Here is a 16,563-nt window from a genome sequence, read left to right on the forward strand (position 1 = left end):
CGTCAACCCTAGTCGGCGCATCACGGCAGGTAGGCTCGAAGGGTGCTTGAGGACCTGACGAGGGAAATGGGGGCCGCGGACGTCGGCGAACACCTCGCCGGCGTGTTCGCGAACCCTGGCCTGCTGATGGGCATCCCGCTGGCCCTCGCCGGGGCCGTGTTCATGTCGCTCGGTGCGCAGTATCAGCACCGCGGCGTCGAGAAGGTGGAGCGCCTGAGCGGATCGGACGCGGCGACCGGGCTCAGCTGGGTGCAGGTCAAAGGCCTGCTGACGCGCCCGTCCTGGATCGTCGGCACGCTCATGCTGGCCCTGGCGATCGTCTGCCAGCTCGCAGCGCTCACCAAGGCGCCCCTGATCGTGGTCCAGCCGCTCGGTGCCATCGCGCTCGTGATCACCACGCTGCTCAACGCGCGGGTGAGCGGCGTCGCGCCGACGAAGCGCTCCGTGGTGTCGATCTTCGCGTGCGTGGGCGGCATCTTCATCTTCGTGCTGTTCGCCGCACTGTTCGCCGTCGAGCGGAAGATCAGCGAGACCCAGCTGTTCACGATCCTCACGATCCTGCTGCTCGTGATCATCCTGCTCGGCACGTGCTGGCTGATCCTCCGGCATCGCATGCGCGCGCTCTTCTACGTCACCGGTGCGGGCATCCTGTACGGTTTCGTGGCGACGCTCGCGAAGGCGGTGATCAGCCGCATCCAGTCCGGTCAGTTCGACTGGCTGACCGCCGTGTGCGTGATCGCGCTGATCGCGGCCGGCGCCGCGGGCGCCTATTTCGTGCAGACCGCGTACGGATCCGGTCCGCCGGACCTGGTCATCGCCGGGCTCACCGTGATCGATCCGATGGTGGCCGTGCTGATCGGCCTGCTCGTGCTGGAGGAGGGCGCCGCCGCACCCGTCTGGGTGTTCGTCGCCTTCGGGGTCTCTGGCCTGATCGCAGGGTGGGGCGTCGTCACGCTCGCCCGCTACCATCCGCAGGTCGTCAGCGAGAGCCAGGAGCTGCCGATCGAGCGGGGGAGCTCCGGTGGGGTCAGCGCATCCGGGGCCGCTGGGATCGATGCCCCGGCGCCGCGCGTCTCCTCCGACGACACAGTGCCCCCCACGCCCCCCGCGAGTCCGCTCGAGGAGTCCGGGTGGCCGTCGAACGTCGCGCCGATACGCCGCGAGGACCCGCCCCGCACCGGCGGCGACGCCGACGAGCGCGGAAACGGATCCTCGCGGATCTGACGTGCGCCGGACCGGGTCCGGCGATGTCCATCAGTAGTCGACGTCGATGAGCTCGGGCGCGACCTCGGAGGCCGCTGCCTCATCGACGAAGAACACGGTGCGCTTGCGTCCCTTGGCGCCCGCGGCCGGTACGTTCTCGTAGTTCGCGCCCGCCAGGGCGAGCCCGAGAGCCGATGCCTTCTCGGCGCCGGTGAGCACGAGCCACACCCGCTTCGAGGAGTTGATCACCGGGCGGGTCAACGTGATCCGCTCCGGCGGCGGCTTCGGCGAGTTCCGCACGGGCAGCACCGCGGCATCGGTCACTCTGATCTCCGCGTGGTCCGGGAAGAGCGAGGCGATGTGTCCGTCCGGCCCGACTCCGAGGAAGCACACGGCGAACGAGGGCCAGGCGCGCTCCGCATCGCCGAAGCGCGCGAGCTCTGCGGCGTAGGCCGCGGCGCCCTCATCCAGGCTCAGCCCTGCGTCGCTCGCGACCATCTCGTGCACGTTCTCCGCAGGCACAGGGATCCTGTCCAGCAGCGCCGTCCTGGCCTGTCCTGCGTTGCGGTCGGGGTCCTGCGCCGGCACGAAACGTTCATCGCCCCACCAGAAGTGCACGAGCGACCAGTCCACCTGGGCCGTGCGCGCGTCCTCCGCGACGGCCCTCAGCACGGCGGATCCCATGCTGCCGCCGGTGAGTGCGACGTGGGCGATTCGTCCGTCCCTGATCCGCGCCTGCACGCGGACGAGGAACCGGTCGGCGACGAGCCGCGCGAGCGACGCCGGGTCTTCGCCGATGACGACCCGCTTGGCGGGCGAATCCGCAGCCATCGTCAGGCCACCGGCTCCGGAGCCTCGAGCCGCTCCCAGCCCTCGGTGATCACGCGCCCGTAGAGCACGTCGGGGTCGAGGCGACGCAGCTCCTCCGCCAAGCACTCGCGGAGGGTGCGCCGCGGCAGGTGCAGCTCATGGTCGGGCTGCCCGGGCTGCGTGAGCACGGCCGAACCCGGCACGGGCCGCTCCAGCAGGATGTCACCGTTCGCACGGGTCAGACGCACCGACTTGATGCCCTCCTGCCACACCTGCGGGCTCTCGTAGGCCCAGCGCACCGGCACGTCCAGCGCGAGACGCAGCCAGCCGGCCAGCAGCGCCGTGGACGGAGAAGCCGCGGATCCGCGCACCTCGACGGCGGTGACCTCTTCGTACGGCGGCTGATCCAGCACCGCCGCGAGCTGCTCCCGCCAGTGCGTGAGCCGGGTCCACGCGAGGTCGGTGTCGCCGGGCACGTGCGTGCGGCCGAGCACCTCGAGCTGGGCGCGCACGTCCTGCGCGGTCGCGGCATCGGTGATGCGGCGCTGCGCGATGCGGCCCAGGGGAGAGGCAGCCGGGGCCTCCGGAGCTTCGCGGGGCCACCACACCACCACGGGGGCGTCGGGCAGCAGCAGACCGGTGACGAGGCTCTCCTCGTTGCTCGCGGCGTCGCCGTAGGCGTGCAGCACCACGACTTCGCTCGCGCCCGCGTCGCCGCCGACGCGGATCTGCGCGTCGAGGCGCGAGTCCCCCTCGCTGGTGGTCAGCACGATCACGCGCATCGGGTGCTCGCGCGACGCGTCGTTGGCGGCGTCGATCGCGGATTCGGCGACGTCGTCCGTCGCAGCGATGATGAGCGTCAGCACGCGGCCGAGGGCGACGACGCCGCCCTCCTCGCGCGCCTTCACCAGGTTCTTCGCGACCTGGCTGGTGGTGGTGTCGGGCAGATCGATGATCACGGGCGCCTCCAGACACGTCCGTCGCGGGCGAGCAGGGCGTCGGCGGAGGCCGGACCCCAGGATCCGGGAGCATACTGCTCCACAGGGCCGCCCTCGGCGGCCCAGTACTGCTCCACCGGGTCGAGGATCTTCCAGCTGAGCTCGACCTCCTCATGGCGCGGGAACAGTGGCGGGTCGCCGAGCAGCACGTCCAGGATGAGCCGCTCGTACGCCTCGGGGCTGGCCTCGGTGAACGCGTGGCCGTAGCCGAAGTCCATCGTCACGTCACGGACGTTGCTGCCGCTGCCCGGAACCTTCGAACCGAATCGGAGGGTGACGCCCTCGTCCGGCTGCACGCGGATGACCAGCGCGTTCTGGCCGAGTTCGGAGGTCTGGCCGCTGCCGAACAGATGCTCCGGCGCGCGCTTGAAGACGACGGCGATCTCGGTGACACGACGGCCCAGGCGCTTGCCGGTGCGCAGGTAGAAGGGCACTTCCGCCCAGCGCCGGGTGTTGATCTCGAGCTTCACCGCGGCGTAGGTCTCGGTGGCGGATTCCGGATCCATGCCGTCCTCGTCGAGGAACCCGGTGACCTGCTCGCCGCCCTGCCAGCCACCCGCATACTGTCCACGAGCCGTCGCGAGGGAGAGATCGTCGGGCAGTGACACCGCCGCCAGCACCTTCTCCTTCTCGGCACGCAGGTGTTCGGCGGAAAGGCTGATCGGCTCCTCCATCGCGGTGAGCGCGAGCAGCTGCAGCAGATGGTTCTGGATGACGTCTCGGGCGGCGCCGATGCCGTCGTAGTATCCGGCACGGCCGCCGACGCCGATGTCCTCAGCCATCGTGATCTGCACGTGGTCGACGTAGTTGCGGTTCCAGATCGGCTCGTACAGCTCGTTCGCGAAGCGCAGTGCCAGGATGTTCTGCACCGTCTCCTTGCCGAGGTAGTGATCGATGCGGAAGATCGAGTCGGCGGGGAAGGTTCCCTCGAGCGCGTCGTTCAGCGCCCGGGCCGAAGCGAGGTCGTGCCCGAACGGCTTCTCGATCACCACGCGTCGCCAGTGATCCGCGTCCTCATGGCCCTCGACGAGTCCGGAGTCGCGCAGCTGCTGCGCCACGAGCGGGAACTGGTTCGGCGGGATCGACAGGTAGTACGCGTGATTGCCCATGGTGCCGCGTTCGACGTCGAGCTTCTCGACGGTCTCGCGCAGGCGCCGGAACGCGTCGGGATCGCCGAACTCGCCGGAGACGAAGCGGATGCCCTGCAGCAGCTGGGCCCACGTCTCCTCACGGAACGGGGTGCGCGCGTGCTCCTTGACGGCGTCGTAGACGACCTGGGCGAAGTCCTGGTCCTCCCAGTCGCGGCGGGCGAACCCGACCAGGGCGAACCCGGGGGGCAGGAGGCCGCGATTGGCGAGGTCGTAGACGGCGGGCATCAGCTTCTTGCGCGACAGGTCGCCGGTGACGCCGAAGATCACCAGAGCGCTGGGCCCTGCGATCCGGCTCAGCCGGCGGTCGTCGGGATCGCGCAGCGGGTTGCGGCCGCGGGAGACGGGAACAGTCATCGGTGGGGGATTCTCCTGAGTGCTCTCTGGGTGATGCCTACTGCGCGGCCTCGAAGAGGTCGAGCACATCGTCCTGTGGTTCGGTGATCGTCAGCGTGACGACGGGGCGGCCGTGCGCGGCGAGCACACCGGCATCGCCGGCGGCCTGTGCCTCGATGAGCTGGCCGAACGTGAACGGACGGCCGGGGATCTCCAGGTCCACGTCCGTGCGCTCCAGGATCTGCAGGAACACGCCTTGGGCGGGGCCGCCCTTGTGATACTGGCCCGTCGAATGCAGGAACCGCGGGCCCCAGCCGAACGTGGTGGGTCGGCCGGAGTCGGCGGCCACGAGCTCGCGGAGGCCCTGCAGCTGCGGCATCTCGAGGCGGTTCACGTAGGCCTGGATGGACACGTAGCCGTCTGCCGGCAGGGTCCGCCACAGGGCATCGAGCACCCCGGCGATCGTGCCCGGCGCGAGCAGAGCGGCGTCGGAGGCGCGCACCTCGACCCCGTCCTGCACGAAGGCCGCCGGCGACGGCTCCGGCCGCGCGTCCAGCAGGCCTCGGGTGGCGACCTTCGCCGACTCGACGTCGGGTTGGTCGAACGGGTTGATTCCGAGCAGGTAGCCCGCGATCGCGGTGGCGTGCTCCCAGACCACGAACTGCGCGCCGAGCGTGCCGCTGACGAGGATCTCGCCGGGGTGGCGTTCGCGGAGGTGGAACTCGTCGGCCTCGTCGACGAGGCGCACCAGCTGCAGGTCGGCGGGCCGCGCCTCCACCTCGGGGGAGACGGGGAGCAGCACGACGGGAAGGATCCCGGTGCCCTCCTTGCCGGTCGACTCGGCGACGAGCTGCTCGATCCAGTCGGGCAGACCCACGATGTGGGTGCCGTCGGTGATCAGCCCCAGCTTGTCCCGTCGCGGACCGTCCGGAGACTGCGCGCTGGCGGCGATCGCCGCACCCAGCAGAAGAGCCGGGTTCTCGGCGGAGTCGATCGCGACCTGCAGCAGCGTGGCCTCGGCCTCGTCGAGCAGCTCCGCGATGTCCACGCCGGCGAGACCAGACGGAACCAGTCCGAAGGCGGTGAGCGCGGAGTACCGGCCGCCGACGTTCGGGTCGGCGTTGAAGACCCGGTAGCCGGCGGCGCGCGCCGACGCGTCGAGGGGCGATCCGGGGTCGGTGACTACGACGATGCGCTCGACGGGGTCGATCCCGACATCGCGGAACGCAGCCTCGAAGGTGCGGCGCTGCGAGTCCGTCTCGACCGTGGATCCGGACTTGGACGACACCACCAGAACCACGTCGGAGAGTCCTGCGTCGATCGCGGCGAGCACTTGCCCCGGCGACGTCGAATCGAGGATCGTGAGGTCGATGCCGGCGGTCTGCGAGATGACCTCGGGGGCGAGCGAGGACCCTCCCATCCCGGCCAGCACGACCCGGGTGATGCCCTTGCCCGCCAGCTCGTCGCGCAGCGCGTGGATCTCCGGCAGCAGTGGACGCGACACCGAGACGGCGTCGACCCAGCCGAGGCGGATGCTCGCCTCGGCCTCGGCGGCCTCGCCCCAGACGGTGGGGTCGCCGCCGGTGATCCGGGACGCGATCAGTTCGCCCACCAGCCGGGGCACGACCTCATCGATCGCGGCCTTCGGCGCCCCGGACGTGTGGATCTGGAAACTCACCGCTGGGCGTCCAGACCCTCACGAACCTGGGTGAGCAGGCCGTGCCAGGAGTCGATGAACTTCTCGACTCCCTCGTCCTCGAGCACCTGGGTCACGTCGGCGAAGTCCACGCCGACGGCGGCGAGTCCCGCGAACACCACGCGGGACTCCTCGTACGCGCCCGTGACGGTGTCGCCGGTGATCACACCGTGGTCGTAGGTCGCTTCGAGGGTCTTCTCCGGCATCGTGTTGACGACGTTCGGGGCGACCAGCTCGGTGACGTAGAGGGTGTCCGGCAGTGCCGGGTCCTTCACGCCGGTGGAGGCCCAGAGCGGCCGCTGGCGGTTGGCGCCGGCGGCCAGCAGCGCGGCGGCGCGGTCGCCGGCGAAGGTCTGCTCGTAGAGCTCGTAGGCGAGGCGGGCGTTCGCGAGACCGGCCTTGCTCTTGAGGGCCGTGGCCTCATCGGTGCCGATCGCAGTGAGGCGCTTGTCCGTCTCGGTGTCGACGCGCGACACGAAGAACGAGGCGACCGAGTGGATCGTGGACAGGTCGTGGCCGGCCGCCGCGGCCTGCTCGAGGCCGGTGAGGTAGGCGTCGATGACCTCGGCGTAGCGCTCCAGGCTGAAGATCAGCGTGACGTTGATGCTGATCCCCTCCGCGATCGCCGCCGTGATCGCCGGAAGACCGGCCTTGGTGGCCGGGATCTTCACGAGCAGGTTCGGCCGGTCGACCTTCGTCCACAGCTCCTTGGCCTGCGCGGTGGTGCCCTCGGTGTCGTGCGCGAGGTCGGGGGAGACCTCGATCGACACGCGGCCATCGACGTGCCCGGTCTGCTCCCACACGGGACGGAAGACGTCGAGCGCGTCGCGGACGTCCTGCGTGGTCGCCTCCAGGATGGCCTCCTCGGCGGTGGCGCCACGGGCGGCGAGCTCCGCGACCTGCGCGTCGTACGACGTGTCGGAGGGGTTCGTGATCGAGTTCGCGAAGATCGTCGGGTTCGTGGTCACGCCCACGACGTTGCGGGTGCCGATGAGTTCGGCGAGGTTGCCGGACTGGATCCGGGTGCGGGACAGGTCGTCCAGCCAGATCGAGACTCCGGCGTCGGCGAGTGCGGCGGTGGGGGTGGTCATGCGTTCTCCTCGGATCCGTGCTTATGCGGCCGCATTGGCGGCGATGGTCTCGTGGGCCGCGGCGACGACGGCCTCGGCGGTGATGCCGAACTTCTGGAACAGCGTCTTGTAGTCGGCCGAGGCTCCGAAGTGGTCGATGCCGACCGAGCGACCGGTCGAGCCCACGATGCCGTGCCAGGTCAGCGTGGAACCGGCCTCGACGGAGACGCGGGCCCTGACTCCGGACGGCAGCACCGACTCGCGGTAAGCCTCGTCCTGCTCGGCGAACCACTCCAGCGACGGCGCGGACACCACGCGGGCGTTGACGCCTTCCGCTGCCAGCGTCTCGCGGGCGGCGACGGCGAGCTGGACCTCGGAGCCGGTGGCGATGAGGATGACATCCGGGGTGCCGCTCGGCGCCTCGGCCAGGACGTATGCGCCCTTGACCGTGTTCGATGCAGCAGCGAACGTGTCGCCGGTGGCGTCTCCGGTGCCGCGCGCGAAGTTCGGGACGTTCTGTCGGGTCAGCGCGATGCCCGTGGGGCCGCCGTGGCGGCGCAGGATCTCCAGCCAGGCCGCCGCGGTCTCGTTGCCGTCGGCCGGGCGCACCACGGTGAGGTTGGGGATCGCCCGCAGCGAGGCGAGCTGCTCGATCGGCTGGTGCGTGGGGCCGTCCTCGCCGAGGGCGACCGAGTCGTGCGTCCACACGAACACGCTCGGCACGTTCATGAGCGCGGCCAGGCGCACGGCGGGACGCATGTAGTCGCTGAAGATCAGGAACGTGCCGCCGAACGGCCGGGTGGGGCCGTGCAGCACGATGCCGTTCAGGATCGAGCCCATCGCGTGCTCGCGGATGCCGAAGTGCAGCACGCGGCCGTAGGGGCTGCCGTTCCAGTCGTGCGTGGACCAGGTCTCGGGGATGAAGGACTTGGCACCCGCGATCGTGGTGTTGTTGGATCCGGCGAGGTCCGCGGATCCGCCCCACAGCTCGGGGAGCTCGGGCGCCAGCGCGTTGATGACCTTGCCGGAGGCCGCACGGGTCGCGAGCTCGGTCCCGGCCTCGAACACGGGGAGTGCGTCCTCGATGCCCTCGGGGAGCTCGTGCGCCTCGAGGCGGTCCAGCAGCGCCTTGCGCTCCGGGTTGGCCGCGGCCCAGGCATCGAAGTCCTGCTGCCAGGCGGCACGGCCCTCGGCCGCGCGTGCGCCGAGTTCGCGGGTGTGCTCGATCACCGCGTCCTCGACGACGAAGGACTTCTCGGGATCGAAGCCCAGGACGACCTTGGTCTCGGCGACCTCGTCCGCGCCCAGCGCGTTCCCGTGCACCGACTCGGTGCCCTTCTTGTTGGGCGCCGGCCAGCCGATGATCGTGTTCAGGATGATCAGGGACGGCTTGGAGGTCTCCGCCTTGGCCTGCTCGATCGCGTCGAAGAGCTCCTTCACGTCCTCGACGTAAGTGCCGGTGCGCACCCAGTCCACGTGCTGCACCTGCCAGCCGTAGGACTCGTAGCGCTCGCGGACGCCCTCGGTGAAGGCGACGTTCGTGTCGCCCTCGATCGAGATGCGGTTGGAGTCGTAGATGGCGATGAGGTTGCCGAGCTGCTGGTGGCCCGCGAGCGAGGACGCCTCGCTGGTCACGCCCTCCTGCAGGTCGCCGTCGCCGGCGATCACGTACACGTGGTGGTCGAACGGGCTCGTGCCCGCTGCGGCGTCCGGGTCGAACAGGCCGCGCTCGTAGCGGGCGGCGTAGGCGAAGCCCACGGCCGAGGCGAGTCCCTGGCCGAGCGGGCCGGTCGTGATCTCCACGCCCTTCGTGTGGCCGTACTCCGGGTGGCCCGGGGTCAGCGAGCCCCAGGTGCGGAGCGCCTCGAGGTCGGTCAGCTCGAGGCCGAATCCGCCCAGGTAGAGCTGGATGTATTGGGTGAGCGAGGAGTGCCCGACGGAGAGGACGAACCGGTCACGGCCGATCCAGTGGGTGTCGGCCGGGTCGTGACGCAGCACGCGCTGGTAGAGCAGATACGCCACGGGTGCCAGGCTCATGGCCGTGCCCGGATGGCCGTTGCCGACCTTCTGCACGGCGTCCGCCGCCAGAACCCGGGCGGTGTCCACCGCGCGCCGATCGATCTCTTCCCACAGCAGTTCCGACACTCCGGAGTCCTTTCCAAGACATGAGAGCGCCCGATCGTCTGCGCGCAGACCGCGACTTCACGGAAGGGCGAGGCACGTTGACGGGCGCGCGAGCGATTTCAGCATAGTGCGGACCCGCGCCGCACGGGTCTGGTCGCGACCAACTGTGTCGATGCGATCGAAGGGCGGTCCACTCATGCTTCGCGGGACGATGGTCGCCTCTGCGCGCGCCTCTCTCAGGCGGCGGAGTGTTACGCCCCGTGCCGTAGGATGAGACTGTTCCCTTGTGCGCATGAAGGAGGCGGTCAGCATCGCGACCACCATCGAGCCCGTCGCCGCTGAGCGCTCTCTGAAGCGGACCATCAAGGCCTACGTCGAACTGACCAAGCCCCGCGTTCTCGAGCTCCTGCTCGTCTCCACCGTGCCGGTGATGTTCCTCGCCCAGCACGGTCTGCCGAATCTGTGGCTGGTCGCCGCGACGGTGATCGGCGGGTCCATGAGCGCCGGATCCGCCGCGGCGTTCAACATGTACATCGACCGCGACATCGATGCGCACATGCACCGCACCGAGAAGCGCCCGCTGGTCACCGGCGAGGTCTCTCCGCGCGGCGCCCTGGTGTTCTCCTGGGTGCTCGCCGTCGCCTCCACCGGGTGGCTCTGGCTGACCACCAACTGGGTCGCCGCCGTGCTCTCGGCCGCCGCGATCTTCTTCTACGTCGTCATCTACACGATGATCCTCAAGCGTCGCACCGAGCAGAACATCATCTGGGGCGGCATCGCCGGGTGCTTCCCGGTCCTCATCGGCTGGGCGGCGGTGACCGGCTCGCTGGACTGGCCGGCCTTCGTGCTCTTCGTGCTGGTGTTCCTGTGGACCCCGGCGCACTACTGGCCGCTGTCGATGAAGTACAAGGACGACTACGACGACGTCGACGTGCCCATGCTCGGCGTCACCCGCTCCGCCTCGCAGGTGGGCCTGCAGGTCATCCTGTACGCGTGGGCGACGCTGGCGTGCTCACTGCTGCTGATCCCCGTGGCCGGCATGGGCCTGGTCTACACGGTGTCGGCGCTGGTCTTCGGCGGCTGGTTCGTGTACGAGTCGCACCGGCTGTACGCGCAGGCGGTGAAGGGCGCATCGGCCAAGCCGATGCGCGTCTTCCACGCCTCCATCACCTACTTGACGCTGATCTTCGTGGCCGTCGCGGTCGACCCGCTGCTGCCCTTCTGAGCCTCGTCGGCCGACGCGTCATCGACCTCGGCCCGATCCTGCCGCTGCTGCTTCTCGATCTCGTGCGGAGCGGCAGGAGCGTCGAGCGCTCCTTCGGGGTCGGTAGCCTCGGATCCGTTCTCGTCGTCTATGTCATCGACGTCCTCGAACGCGAGCGGCGCGATGTCGACCGGCCGTGCCGTGGCGGCGCCGAGCAGCGTCGAGACGACCGCGAGCGCGAGCGCGAGCAGAACGCCCAGCGCTCCCGCTCCGATCAGGGCTGAACCGAGCACGATCCAGGACTGACCTCCGTAAACCTCGAGTCCGGTCGCGCTGCCGTCCTTGAGGGTGGCGGTCATGGTGGCGAGGTGATCCAGGACGGTGAGAAGCCCTGCGGCGACGAGGCCGATCGAGGCGATCACGAGGATCCAGAACGGGAGGCTGCGATTCAATGCGCGTGTCATGGATCCAGCCTCACCGGCGAACTCGTGCGTCCGATCTGCGTCGCCTATGAGGGCGGTATGTGTCCGTCGCGTCGGCGAGGCCCGCCCGGTGCGTCGACTGCCGCCCCGGGGGAGACGAGGTGAGGTCCCGGCGTCCCTGCGCCGGGACCCGCGTCCCCAGCATGCAGGTGCGGATCCGTCCCTGATCCCGTGCCTCCTGCTAGCGTCCAGGACATATTCCAACTGACCTGATCAGGACGGCGCAAGGACCGATACGTGCACTGTCCGCAAGAGGACATGAGATGACCGACGACGAACTGCTGGATCTGCTGCTGCGGGAGCGGCTCTTCGACGTGGATGCGGTCGTCGCGCGTTCAGGACTCGATCACGGTCCGGTGCGGACGAGCCTGGAGCGGCTCGCGGACGTGGGAGCCCTGTCCCTGCAGGACGGGGTGATCCTGCTCAATCCTCCGGTTCACGCCGCGGCGATCGCGATCGAGCGGGTGCTTCAGTCGGAACGCGCCCAGGCGCAGGCCCGCAGCGATCAGCTCGCGACGATCCTGGACGCCGTCGCGCGCCGCACCTCGTCCTGGAACTTCGGTGAGGCGGTCGCCCAGGACCGGCTCTCACTGCAGAGCGCGCACGGTCCGCACGCCGCTGAGGACCTGTGGTTCGCCGTCCAGGCATCCCGGGTGGGGTCCGGTGGCCGGGTGAGGGCGGTGCTGACCGACCTCGATCGATATCGTGCGAGCAGCCCCGAGCGCAGCAGGGCGTTCGCCACGGCGATGTCGACCTATTCCTCGGTGCAGGCGATCATCCCGGCGATGCCGCTCGACGAGCACCTGACCGGCATGGTGCGCGCCTTCCGCGACTCCGGCGTGGAGTTCCGCATGCTGCCGGACCCTCCGGGCTGGTTCTGGGTGGACGACCTGGATGTCACAGGGGTCCCGCTGGTGTGGGGCGAGGCGGCGCCGCAGAGCGTGCTGGCGGTCGCGAGCCCGGTGATCGCCGAGCTCGCGAAGGCCTATTTCGCGGAGCTCTGGCAGCAGGCCAGTCCCGTCGAGAGGGATCCCGGCGGGTACGGTCAGCTGCTGCACCGGATGCGGCGGGGAATGACCCTCGATGCGGCGTCCCGCTCGCTCGGCATCACGCCGCGCACCGGGAGGCGCAGGATCGCGGCGGCGATGGAGCGCTACGGTGTCGCCACGCTGTTCGCCCTCGGGGTCGCCTGGGCGCAGGACGGCAGTCCGGGCGCCGATCGGAGCGCCGGCTGACGGACGAGCAGCTCAGCCGAGAGAGCTCGAGGACTCGGTGTCCGCGGCAGCGGCGCCCTGCACGCTCGCCGCTGCGGGCCAGGTCGCGGCGGGGCGCTTCAGCCGCAGCACGAGGGCCGTGCAGGCCGCGACGAGGATCGCGGCGAGCACCATGTGCACGCCCACGGCGAGCGGGGGCAGGGCGTTGCGCGCCTGGTAGAGGCCGACGGCGATCTGGACCAGCTCGATCGCGAGCAGCGTGATCACCGCGTTGCGGATCGCGGTGAGCGAGTTCGTCAGCGCGATCACGAGCAGCGTCAGGGTCAGCGCGAACAGCGCGTAGGCGGGCCACGAGTGCACGTGCTCGAGGATCGTCGCGTCGAAGCCGTTCCGCAGCGTCACCGCAGGGTCGCCGGAGTGCGGTCCCGCGCCGGTCGTGAGCACGCCGAAGATCACCGTCAGCGCCAGGACGAAGGAGGTGACGTGCACCAGGATGGCGACGCCCTTGGGCACGGCGCGCTCCCGCGCGCCCCGAGGCTGTCCCATCCTCACCACGAATGCCGCCGACACCGCGACGAGCACCAGCGAGACCAGGTAGTGGAAGGCGACCATGTTCGGGTGCAGCTGGAAGATCACCAGGATCCCGCCGACGACGGCCTGAACGAGCACGCCCGCGAAGACGATCCAGGACATGATCCAGAGATCACGGCGCTCGGATCGGAGGCGCGAGACGAGCACGATCACGGCGATCGCGGCGAGGCCCACGAAGAAGCTGAGCCCGCGGTTCCCGAACTCGATGAGCGAGTGGTAGCTCTGTGCGGCAGTGGGGAAGAGCGAGTCCGGCGTGCACAGCGGCCACTCGCAGCCGAGACCCGAATCGGTGAGGCGCACGGCGCCTCCGGTGCCGACGATCGCGACCTCGAGGATGAGCGAGACCCAGGCCGCGATCCGCACGCGGAGGTCGACGCGATCGGGGAGCCAATCATGGACTCGGCCCAGGAATCCGGAGCGGGTGCGGGGGGCGGGCTGTGGTGCGATCTCGGGCATGGCTCCTCCGGAACCCTTCCGGCGGGCGCACTGCGGCCCGGATGTCGGAGGGAACCTGTAGAATCTCAGGTGTTGGCGATGGTCGCAGGAGCGCGGAACGCGCATGGCTCTGCCATCGACAACACAGTTTAGGCGCGAATGCTTTGCGTCCATGATGAGGGCCCATGAGCGGCACCCGTTCCCCGCAGACTCGACGGGAGCGACGGTGTGCCGGGGCGGATGAACCGTTACGGCCCAAGAGGAGAGTGTGATGTCGGATGTGCTGATCGACCGCCCGGAGCTTGAAGGTCTGGGGGTGTACGAGTTCGGCTGGCACGACACGGATGCCGCCGGCGCGACCGCGCGACGCGGTCTGTCCGAGGATGTGGTGCGGGGCATCTCGGCGCTCAAGAGCGAACCGGAGTGGATGCTGAAGACCCGTCTGAAGGGTCTGCAGCTCTTCGGCCGCAAGCCGATGCCGACCTGGGGCGCCGACCTCAGTGAGATCGACTTCGACAACATCAAGTACTTCGTGCGCTCCACGGAGAAGCAGGCGCAGAGCTGGGAGGACCTCCCGGAGGACATCCGCGAGACCTACGAGCGCCTCGGCATCCCCGAGGCCGAGCGTCAGCGCCTCGTCGCCGGCGTCGCCGCGCAGTACGAGTCCGAGGTCGTCTACCACCAGATCCGCGAGGATCTGGAGGCGCAGGGCGTCATCTTCATGGACACCGACACCGCGCTGCGCGAGCATCCCGAGTTCTTCGAGGAGTACTTCGGCACGGTGATCCCGGCCGGCGACAACAAGTTCGCCGCGCTGAACACCGCGGTCTGGTCCGGCGGCTCGTTCGTCTACGTCCCCAAGGGCGTGCACGTGGAGATCCCGCTGCAGGCCTACTTCCGGATCAACACCGAGAACATGGGCCAGTTCGAGCGCACGTTGATCATCGCCGATGAGGACAGCTATGTGCACTACATCGAGGGCTGCACCGCTCCGATCTACAAGAGCGACTCGCTGCACTCCGCCGTCGTCGAGATCATCGTGAAGAAGAACGCCCGCGTGCGCTACACGACGATCCAGAACTGGTCGAACAACGTCTACAACCTGGTCACCAAGCGCGCGGTCGCGCACGAGGGCGCGACCATGGAGTGGGTGGACGGCAACATCGGCTCCAAGGTGACGATGAAGTACCCGTCGATCTACCTGATGGGCGAGCACGCCAAGGGCGAGACCCTCTCGGTGGCCTTCGCCGGTCCCGGTCAGCACCAGGACGCCGGCGCGAAGATGATCCACATGGCGCCCTACACGCAGTCCTCGATCGTGTCGAAGTCGATCGCCCGCGGCGGCGGGCGCGCCGGCTACCGCGGCGAGGTCAGGGTGGACGCGAACGCGCACCACTCGGCCAACACGGTGCGCTGCGACGCGCTGCTCGTGGACACGAAGTCCCGCAGCGACACCTACCCGGCGATCGACATCCGCGTCGACGACGTGCAGCTCGGCCACGAAGCCACCGTGTCGAAGGTCAGCGAGGAGCAGCTCTTCTACCTGCAGTCCCGCGGCATGCCCGAGGACGAGGCGATGGCGATGATCGTGCGCGGCTTTATCGAGCCGATCGCGCGCGAGCTGCCCATGGAGTACGCGATGGAACTGAACAAGCTCATCGAGATGGGCATGGAAGGATCGGTCGGCTGAGATGACGGCCCCCACTGCCGCGCCCGCGGAGGCGCAGGACACGCACGCCCACATCGACCCCGCGGCCCAGCTCGTGGCTGCGGACAAGACCGTCCCGGTGCAGACCCGCTCTGAGCGCCCGCACTCGTACGACCCGGCCGACTTCCGCGCTCCCACGGGGCGCGAGGTCAACTGGAAGCACACGCCGGTGGCCCAGCTCGCCGGGCTGCTGGCGGACGAGCCCGGCGATGACGACGCCGTGGCGATCGACCTGGACGGGGTCGAGGCCTTCCTCGTCCCCGACGAGGCCGACGCCTACGGCGAGTTCTTCCGTCCGGAGGATCTGCCCAGCGCCCTGGCCTGGAAGCACGCCCGCCGCGGCCTGCACCTGCGTATCCCGCAGAACGACGAGATCGACGCGCCGATCGTGCTCCACATCGACGGCACGGACGCGGGCAAGCGCGCGTTCGGCCAGATCCTCATCGAGGCGATGCCGAACTCCCGCGCGACGGTCGTGCTCGATCACCACGGCGCCGCGCAGTACGCGCAGAACGTGGAGATCATCGCCCGCGACGGCTCCCGGCTCACCGTGGTCAGCGTGCAGCGCTGGGCCGATGACGCGATCCACGCCGCCTCGCACCAGGCCCGGGTCGACCGCGACGCCACGCTCACGCACTTCGTCGTCAGCTTCGGCGGCGGCGTCGTCCGGGTCAACCCGAACGTGGAGCTCGCGGGGGCCGGATCCGAGACGCGTCTGTACGGCCTGTCCTACGCGGATGCCGGACAGCACCTGGAGAGCCAGGTCTACCTGCACCACAAGGGCGCTCACACGGTCGGCGACGTCCTGTACAAGGGCGCGCTGCAGGGCGAAGGCGCGCACAGCGTGTGGATCGGCGACGTGCTGATCGGCCCCGACGCGACGGGCACCGACTCGTACGAGGCCAACCGCAACCTGGTACTCACCGAGGGAGCACGCGCCGACTCGATCCCGAACCTCGAGATCGAGACCGGGGACATCCTCGGTGCGGGCCACGCGAGCGCGACCGGACGCTTCGACGACGAGCAGCTGTTCTACCTGCAGGCGCGGGGGATCACCGAGGAGGAGGCTCGTCGCCTCGTCGTCCTCGGCTTCCTCAGCGACATCGTGCAGCGTCTCGGCGTGCCCTCCCTGGAGGAGGAGCTGCTCGCCGCGATCGAGCTGGAGCTACAGGCGGTGAACGCGTGACCGCCCAGCGGGCCTGCGCCGTGAGCGACCTGCAGGAGGACACTCCGCTGCGCGTCGAGCTGGACGGCGTCCCGATCGCGGTCGTGCTCGATTCCGAGGGCGAGATCCACGCGATCGGCGACACCTGCACGCACGGCGACATCTCGCTGTCCGAGGGGTTCGTCGAGGGCACCACGCTGGAGTGCTGGGCGCACGGCTCGGCGTTCTCGCTGTGCTCGGGCAAGCCGCTGAACCTTCCGGCCTACGAGCCGGTCCCGGTGTACGTCACGGAGATCGTCGGAGACGACCTCATGATCGACCCCACCGTCACGAAGGACGTCAGCGGCCTCTGAGCCCGGCGCCCGTACACGAAGCTTCA

At 69.6% G+C, this 16,563-nt stretch carries 14 protein-coding genes; 6 read left to right on the plus strand and 8 right to left on the minus strand.

The genetic code is table 11. The features are described 5' to 3' along the window. Window positions 1–66 precede the first annotated feature (66 nt). Entirely contained in the window at window positions 67–1,224 is a 1,158-nt protein-coding gene (locus tag ACFWCK_RS07820; protein WP_233309547.1) for a DMT family transporter, read from the plus strand. 30 nt (window positions 1,225–1,254) lie between these two features. On the opposite strand, the gene pgl is transcribed toward ACFWCK_RS07820, so the two are convergent. Genes pgl through tkt form a run of 6 tightly spaced genes read right to left on the minus strand, consistent with a single transcriptional unit; the run spans window position 1,255 to window position 9,406 of the window. Next, the gene (gene pgl / locus ACFWCK_RS07825; protein WP_378805333.1) at window positions 1,255–2,034 is read right to left on the minus strand and encodes a 6-phosphogluconolactonase; all 780 of its coding nucleotides are present in this window, start codon (window positions 2,032–2,034) and stop codon (window positions 1,255–1,257) included. A gap of 2 nt (window positions 2,035–2,036) precedes the next feature. Then, entirely contained in the window at window positions 2,037–2,972 is a 936-nt protein-coding gene (locus ACFWCK_RS07830) for a glucose-6-phosphate dehydrogenase assembly protein OpcA (RefSeq protein ID WP_233309393.1), read from the minus strand. Beyond that, window positions 2,969–4,516, minus strand: a complete 1,548-nt coding sequence (gene zwf, locus ACFWCK_RS07835; protein ID WP_233309394.1) for a glucose-6-phosphate dehydrogenase — start codon at window positions 4,514–4,516, stop codon at window positions 2,969–2,971. The genes ACFWCK_RS07830 and zwf overlap by 4 nt, the downstream gene beginning before the upstream one ends. A gap of 37 nt (window positions 4,517–4,553) precedes the next feature. Beyond that, window positions 4,554–6,173 carry a glucose-6-phosphate isomerase gene (locus ACFWCK_RS07840; RefSeq protein ID WP_378805335.1) on the minus strand — a complete coding sequence of 540 codons (1,620 nt, stop codon included), beginning with the start codon at window positions 6,171–6,173 and terminating at the stop codon, window positions 4,554–4,556. Then, window positions 6,170–7,282, minus strand: coding sequence for a transaldolase (gene tal, locus ACFWCK_RS07845; RefSeq protein ID WP_378805336.1), 1,113 nt, complete (start codon window positions 7,280–7,282; stop codon window positions 6,170–6,172). The genes ACFWCK_RS07840 and tal overlap by 4 nt, the downstream gene beginning before the upstream one ends. A 21-nt stretch (window positions 7,283–7,303) precedes the next feature. Beyond that, entirely contained in the window at window positions 7,304–9,406 is a 2,103-nt protein-coding gene (tkt, locus tag ACFWCK_RS07850; RefSeq protein WP_378805338.1) for a transketolase, read from the minus strand. Between the two features lie 271 nt (window positions 9,407–9,677). Between tkt and ACFWCK_RS07855 the strand changes: the two genes are divergently transcribed. Next, complete coding sequence (locus ACFWCK_RS07855; protein ID WP_233309398.1) at window positions 9,678–10,610, plus strand: heme o synthase; 933 nt, start codon at window positions 9,678–9,680, stop codon at window positions 10,608–10,610. On the opposite strand, the gene ACFWCK_RS07860 is transcribed toward ACFWCK_RS07855, so the two are convergent. Further along, the gene (locus tag ACFWCK_RS07860; protein WP_378805339.1) at window positions 10,556–11,053 is read right to left on the minus strand and encodes a hypothetical protein; all 498 of its coding nucleotides are present in this window, start codon (window positions 11,051–11,053) and stop codon (window positions 10,556–10,558) included. The genes ACFWCK_RS07855 and ACFWCK_RS07860 overlap by 55 nt on opposite strands. Before the next feature lie 281 nt (window positions 11,054–11,334). Between ACFWCK_RS07860 and ACFWCK_RS07865 the strand changes: the two genes are divergently transcribed. After that, window positions 11,335–12,306, plus strand: coding sequence for a hypothetical protein (locus ACFWCK_RS07865; protein WP_378805341.1), 972 nt, complete (start codon window positions 11,335–11,337; stop codon window positions 12,304–12,306). 12 nt (window positions 12,307–12,318) lie between these two features. Here the strand turns inward: ACFWCK_RS07865 and ACFWCK_RS07870 are convergent, their stop codons facing one another. Beyond that, the gene (locus tag ACFWCK_RS07870) at window positions 12,319–13,332 is read right to left on the minus strand and encodes a heme A synthase (RefSeq protein WP_378805342.1); all 1,014 of its coding nucleotides are present in this window, start codon (window positions 13,330–13,332) and stop codon (window positions 12,319–12,321) included. A 250-nt stretch (window positions 13,333–13,582) separates the two neighbouring features. On the opposite strand from ACFWCK_RS07870, the gene sufB reads away from it, so the two are divergent. From sufB to ACFWCK_RS07885, 3 genes are read left to right on the plus strand one after another with little or no spacing between them, the layout of a single operon-like run. After that, complete coding sequence (sufB, locus tag ACFWCK_RS07875) at window positions 13,583–15,001, plus strand: Fe-S cluster assembly protein SufB (RefSeq protein WP_378805344.1); 1,419 nt, start codon at window positions 13,583–13,585, stop codon at window positions 14,999–15,001. Between the two features lies 1 nt (window position 15,002). After that, the gene (gene sufD, locus ACFWCK_RS07880) at window positions 15,003–16,205 is read left to right on the plus strand and encodes a Fe-S cluster assembly protein SufD (protein ID WP_378805345.1); all 1,203 of its coding nucleotides are present in this window, start codon (window positions 15,003–15,005) and stop codon (window positions 16,203–16,205) included. Then, window positions 16,202–16,537 (plus strand): non-heme iron oxygenase ferredoxin subunit, encoded by a 336-nt coding sequence (locus tag ACFWCK_RS07885; protein ID WP_045273169.1) that lies wholly within the window; start codon window positions 16,202–16,204, stop codon window positions 16,535–16,537. The genes sufD and ACFWCK_RS07885 overlap by 4 nt, the downstream gene beginning before the upstream one ends. The last annotated feature ends 26 nt before the right edge of the window (window positions 16,538–16,563 follow it).

It is taken from the genome of Microbacterium sp. NPDC060117, from assembly GCF_042729315.1.
Lineage (GTDB): Bacteria > Actinomycetota > Actinomycetes > Actinomycetales > Microbacteriaceae > Microbacterium.

Bases quoted from the DNA above. Each gene is read 5' to 3' on its own strand.
- ACFWCK_RS07865 (WP_378805341.1), top strand. From the start codon at position 11,335: ATGACCGACGACGAACTGCTGGATCTGCTGCTGCGGGAGCGGCTCTTC.
- tal (WP_378805336.1), bottom strand. From the start codon at position 7,282: ATGACCACCCCCACCGCCGCACTCGCCGACGCCGGAGTCTCGATCTGG.
- ACFWCK_RS07870 (WP_378805342.1), bottom strand. From the start codon at position 13,332: ATGCCCGAGATCGCACCACAGCCCGCCCCCCGCACCCGCTCCGGATTC.
- ACFWCK_RS07855 (WP_233309398.1), top strand. From the start codon at position 9,678: ATGAAGGAGGCGGTCAGCATCGCGACCACCATCGAGCCCGTCGCCGCT.
- sufD (WP_378805345.1), top strand. From the start codon at position 15,003: ATGACGGCCCCCACTGCCGCGCCCGCGGAGGCGCAGGACACGCACGCC.
- ACFWCK_RS07820 (WP_233309547.1), top strand. From the start codon at position 67: ATGGGGGCCGCGGACGTCGGCGAACACCTCGCCGGCGTGTTCGCGAAC.
- ACFWCK_RS07860 (WP_378805339.1), bottom strand. From the start codon at position 11,053: ATGACACGCGCATTGAATCGCAGCCTCCCGTTCTGGATCCTCGTGATC.
- zwf (WP_233309394.1), bottom strand. From the start codon at position 4,516: ATGACTGTTCCCGTCTCCCGCGGCCGCAACCCGCTGCGCGATCCCGAC.
- sufB (WP_378805344.1), top strand. From the start codon at position 13,583: ATGTCGGATGTGCTGATCGACCGCCCGGAGCTTGAAGGTCTGGGGGTG.
- pgl (WP_378805333.1), bottom strand. From the start codon at position 2,034: ATGGCTGCGGATTCGCCCGCCAAGCGGGTCGTCATCGGCGAAGACCCG.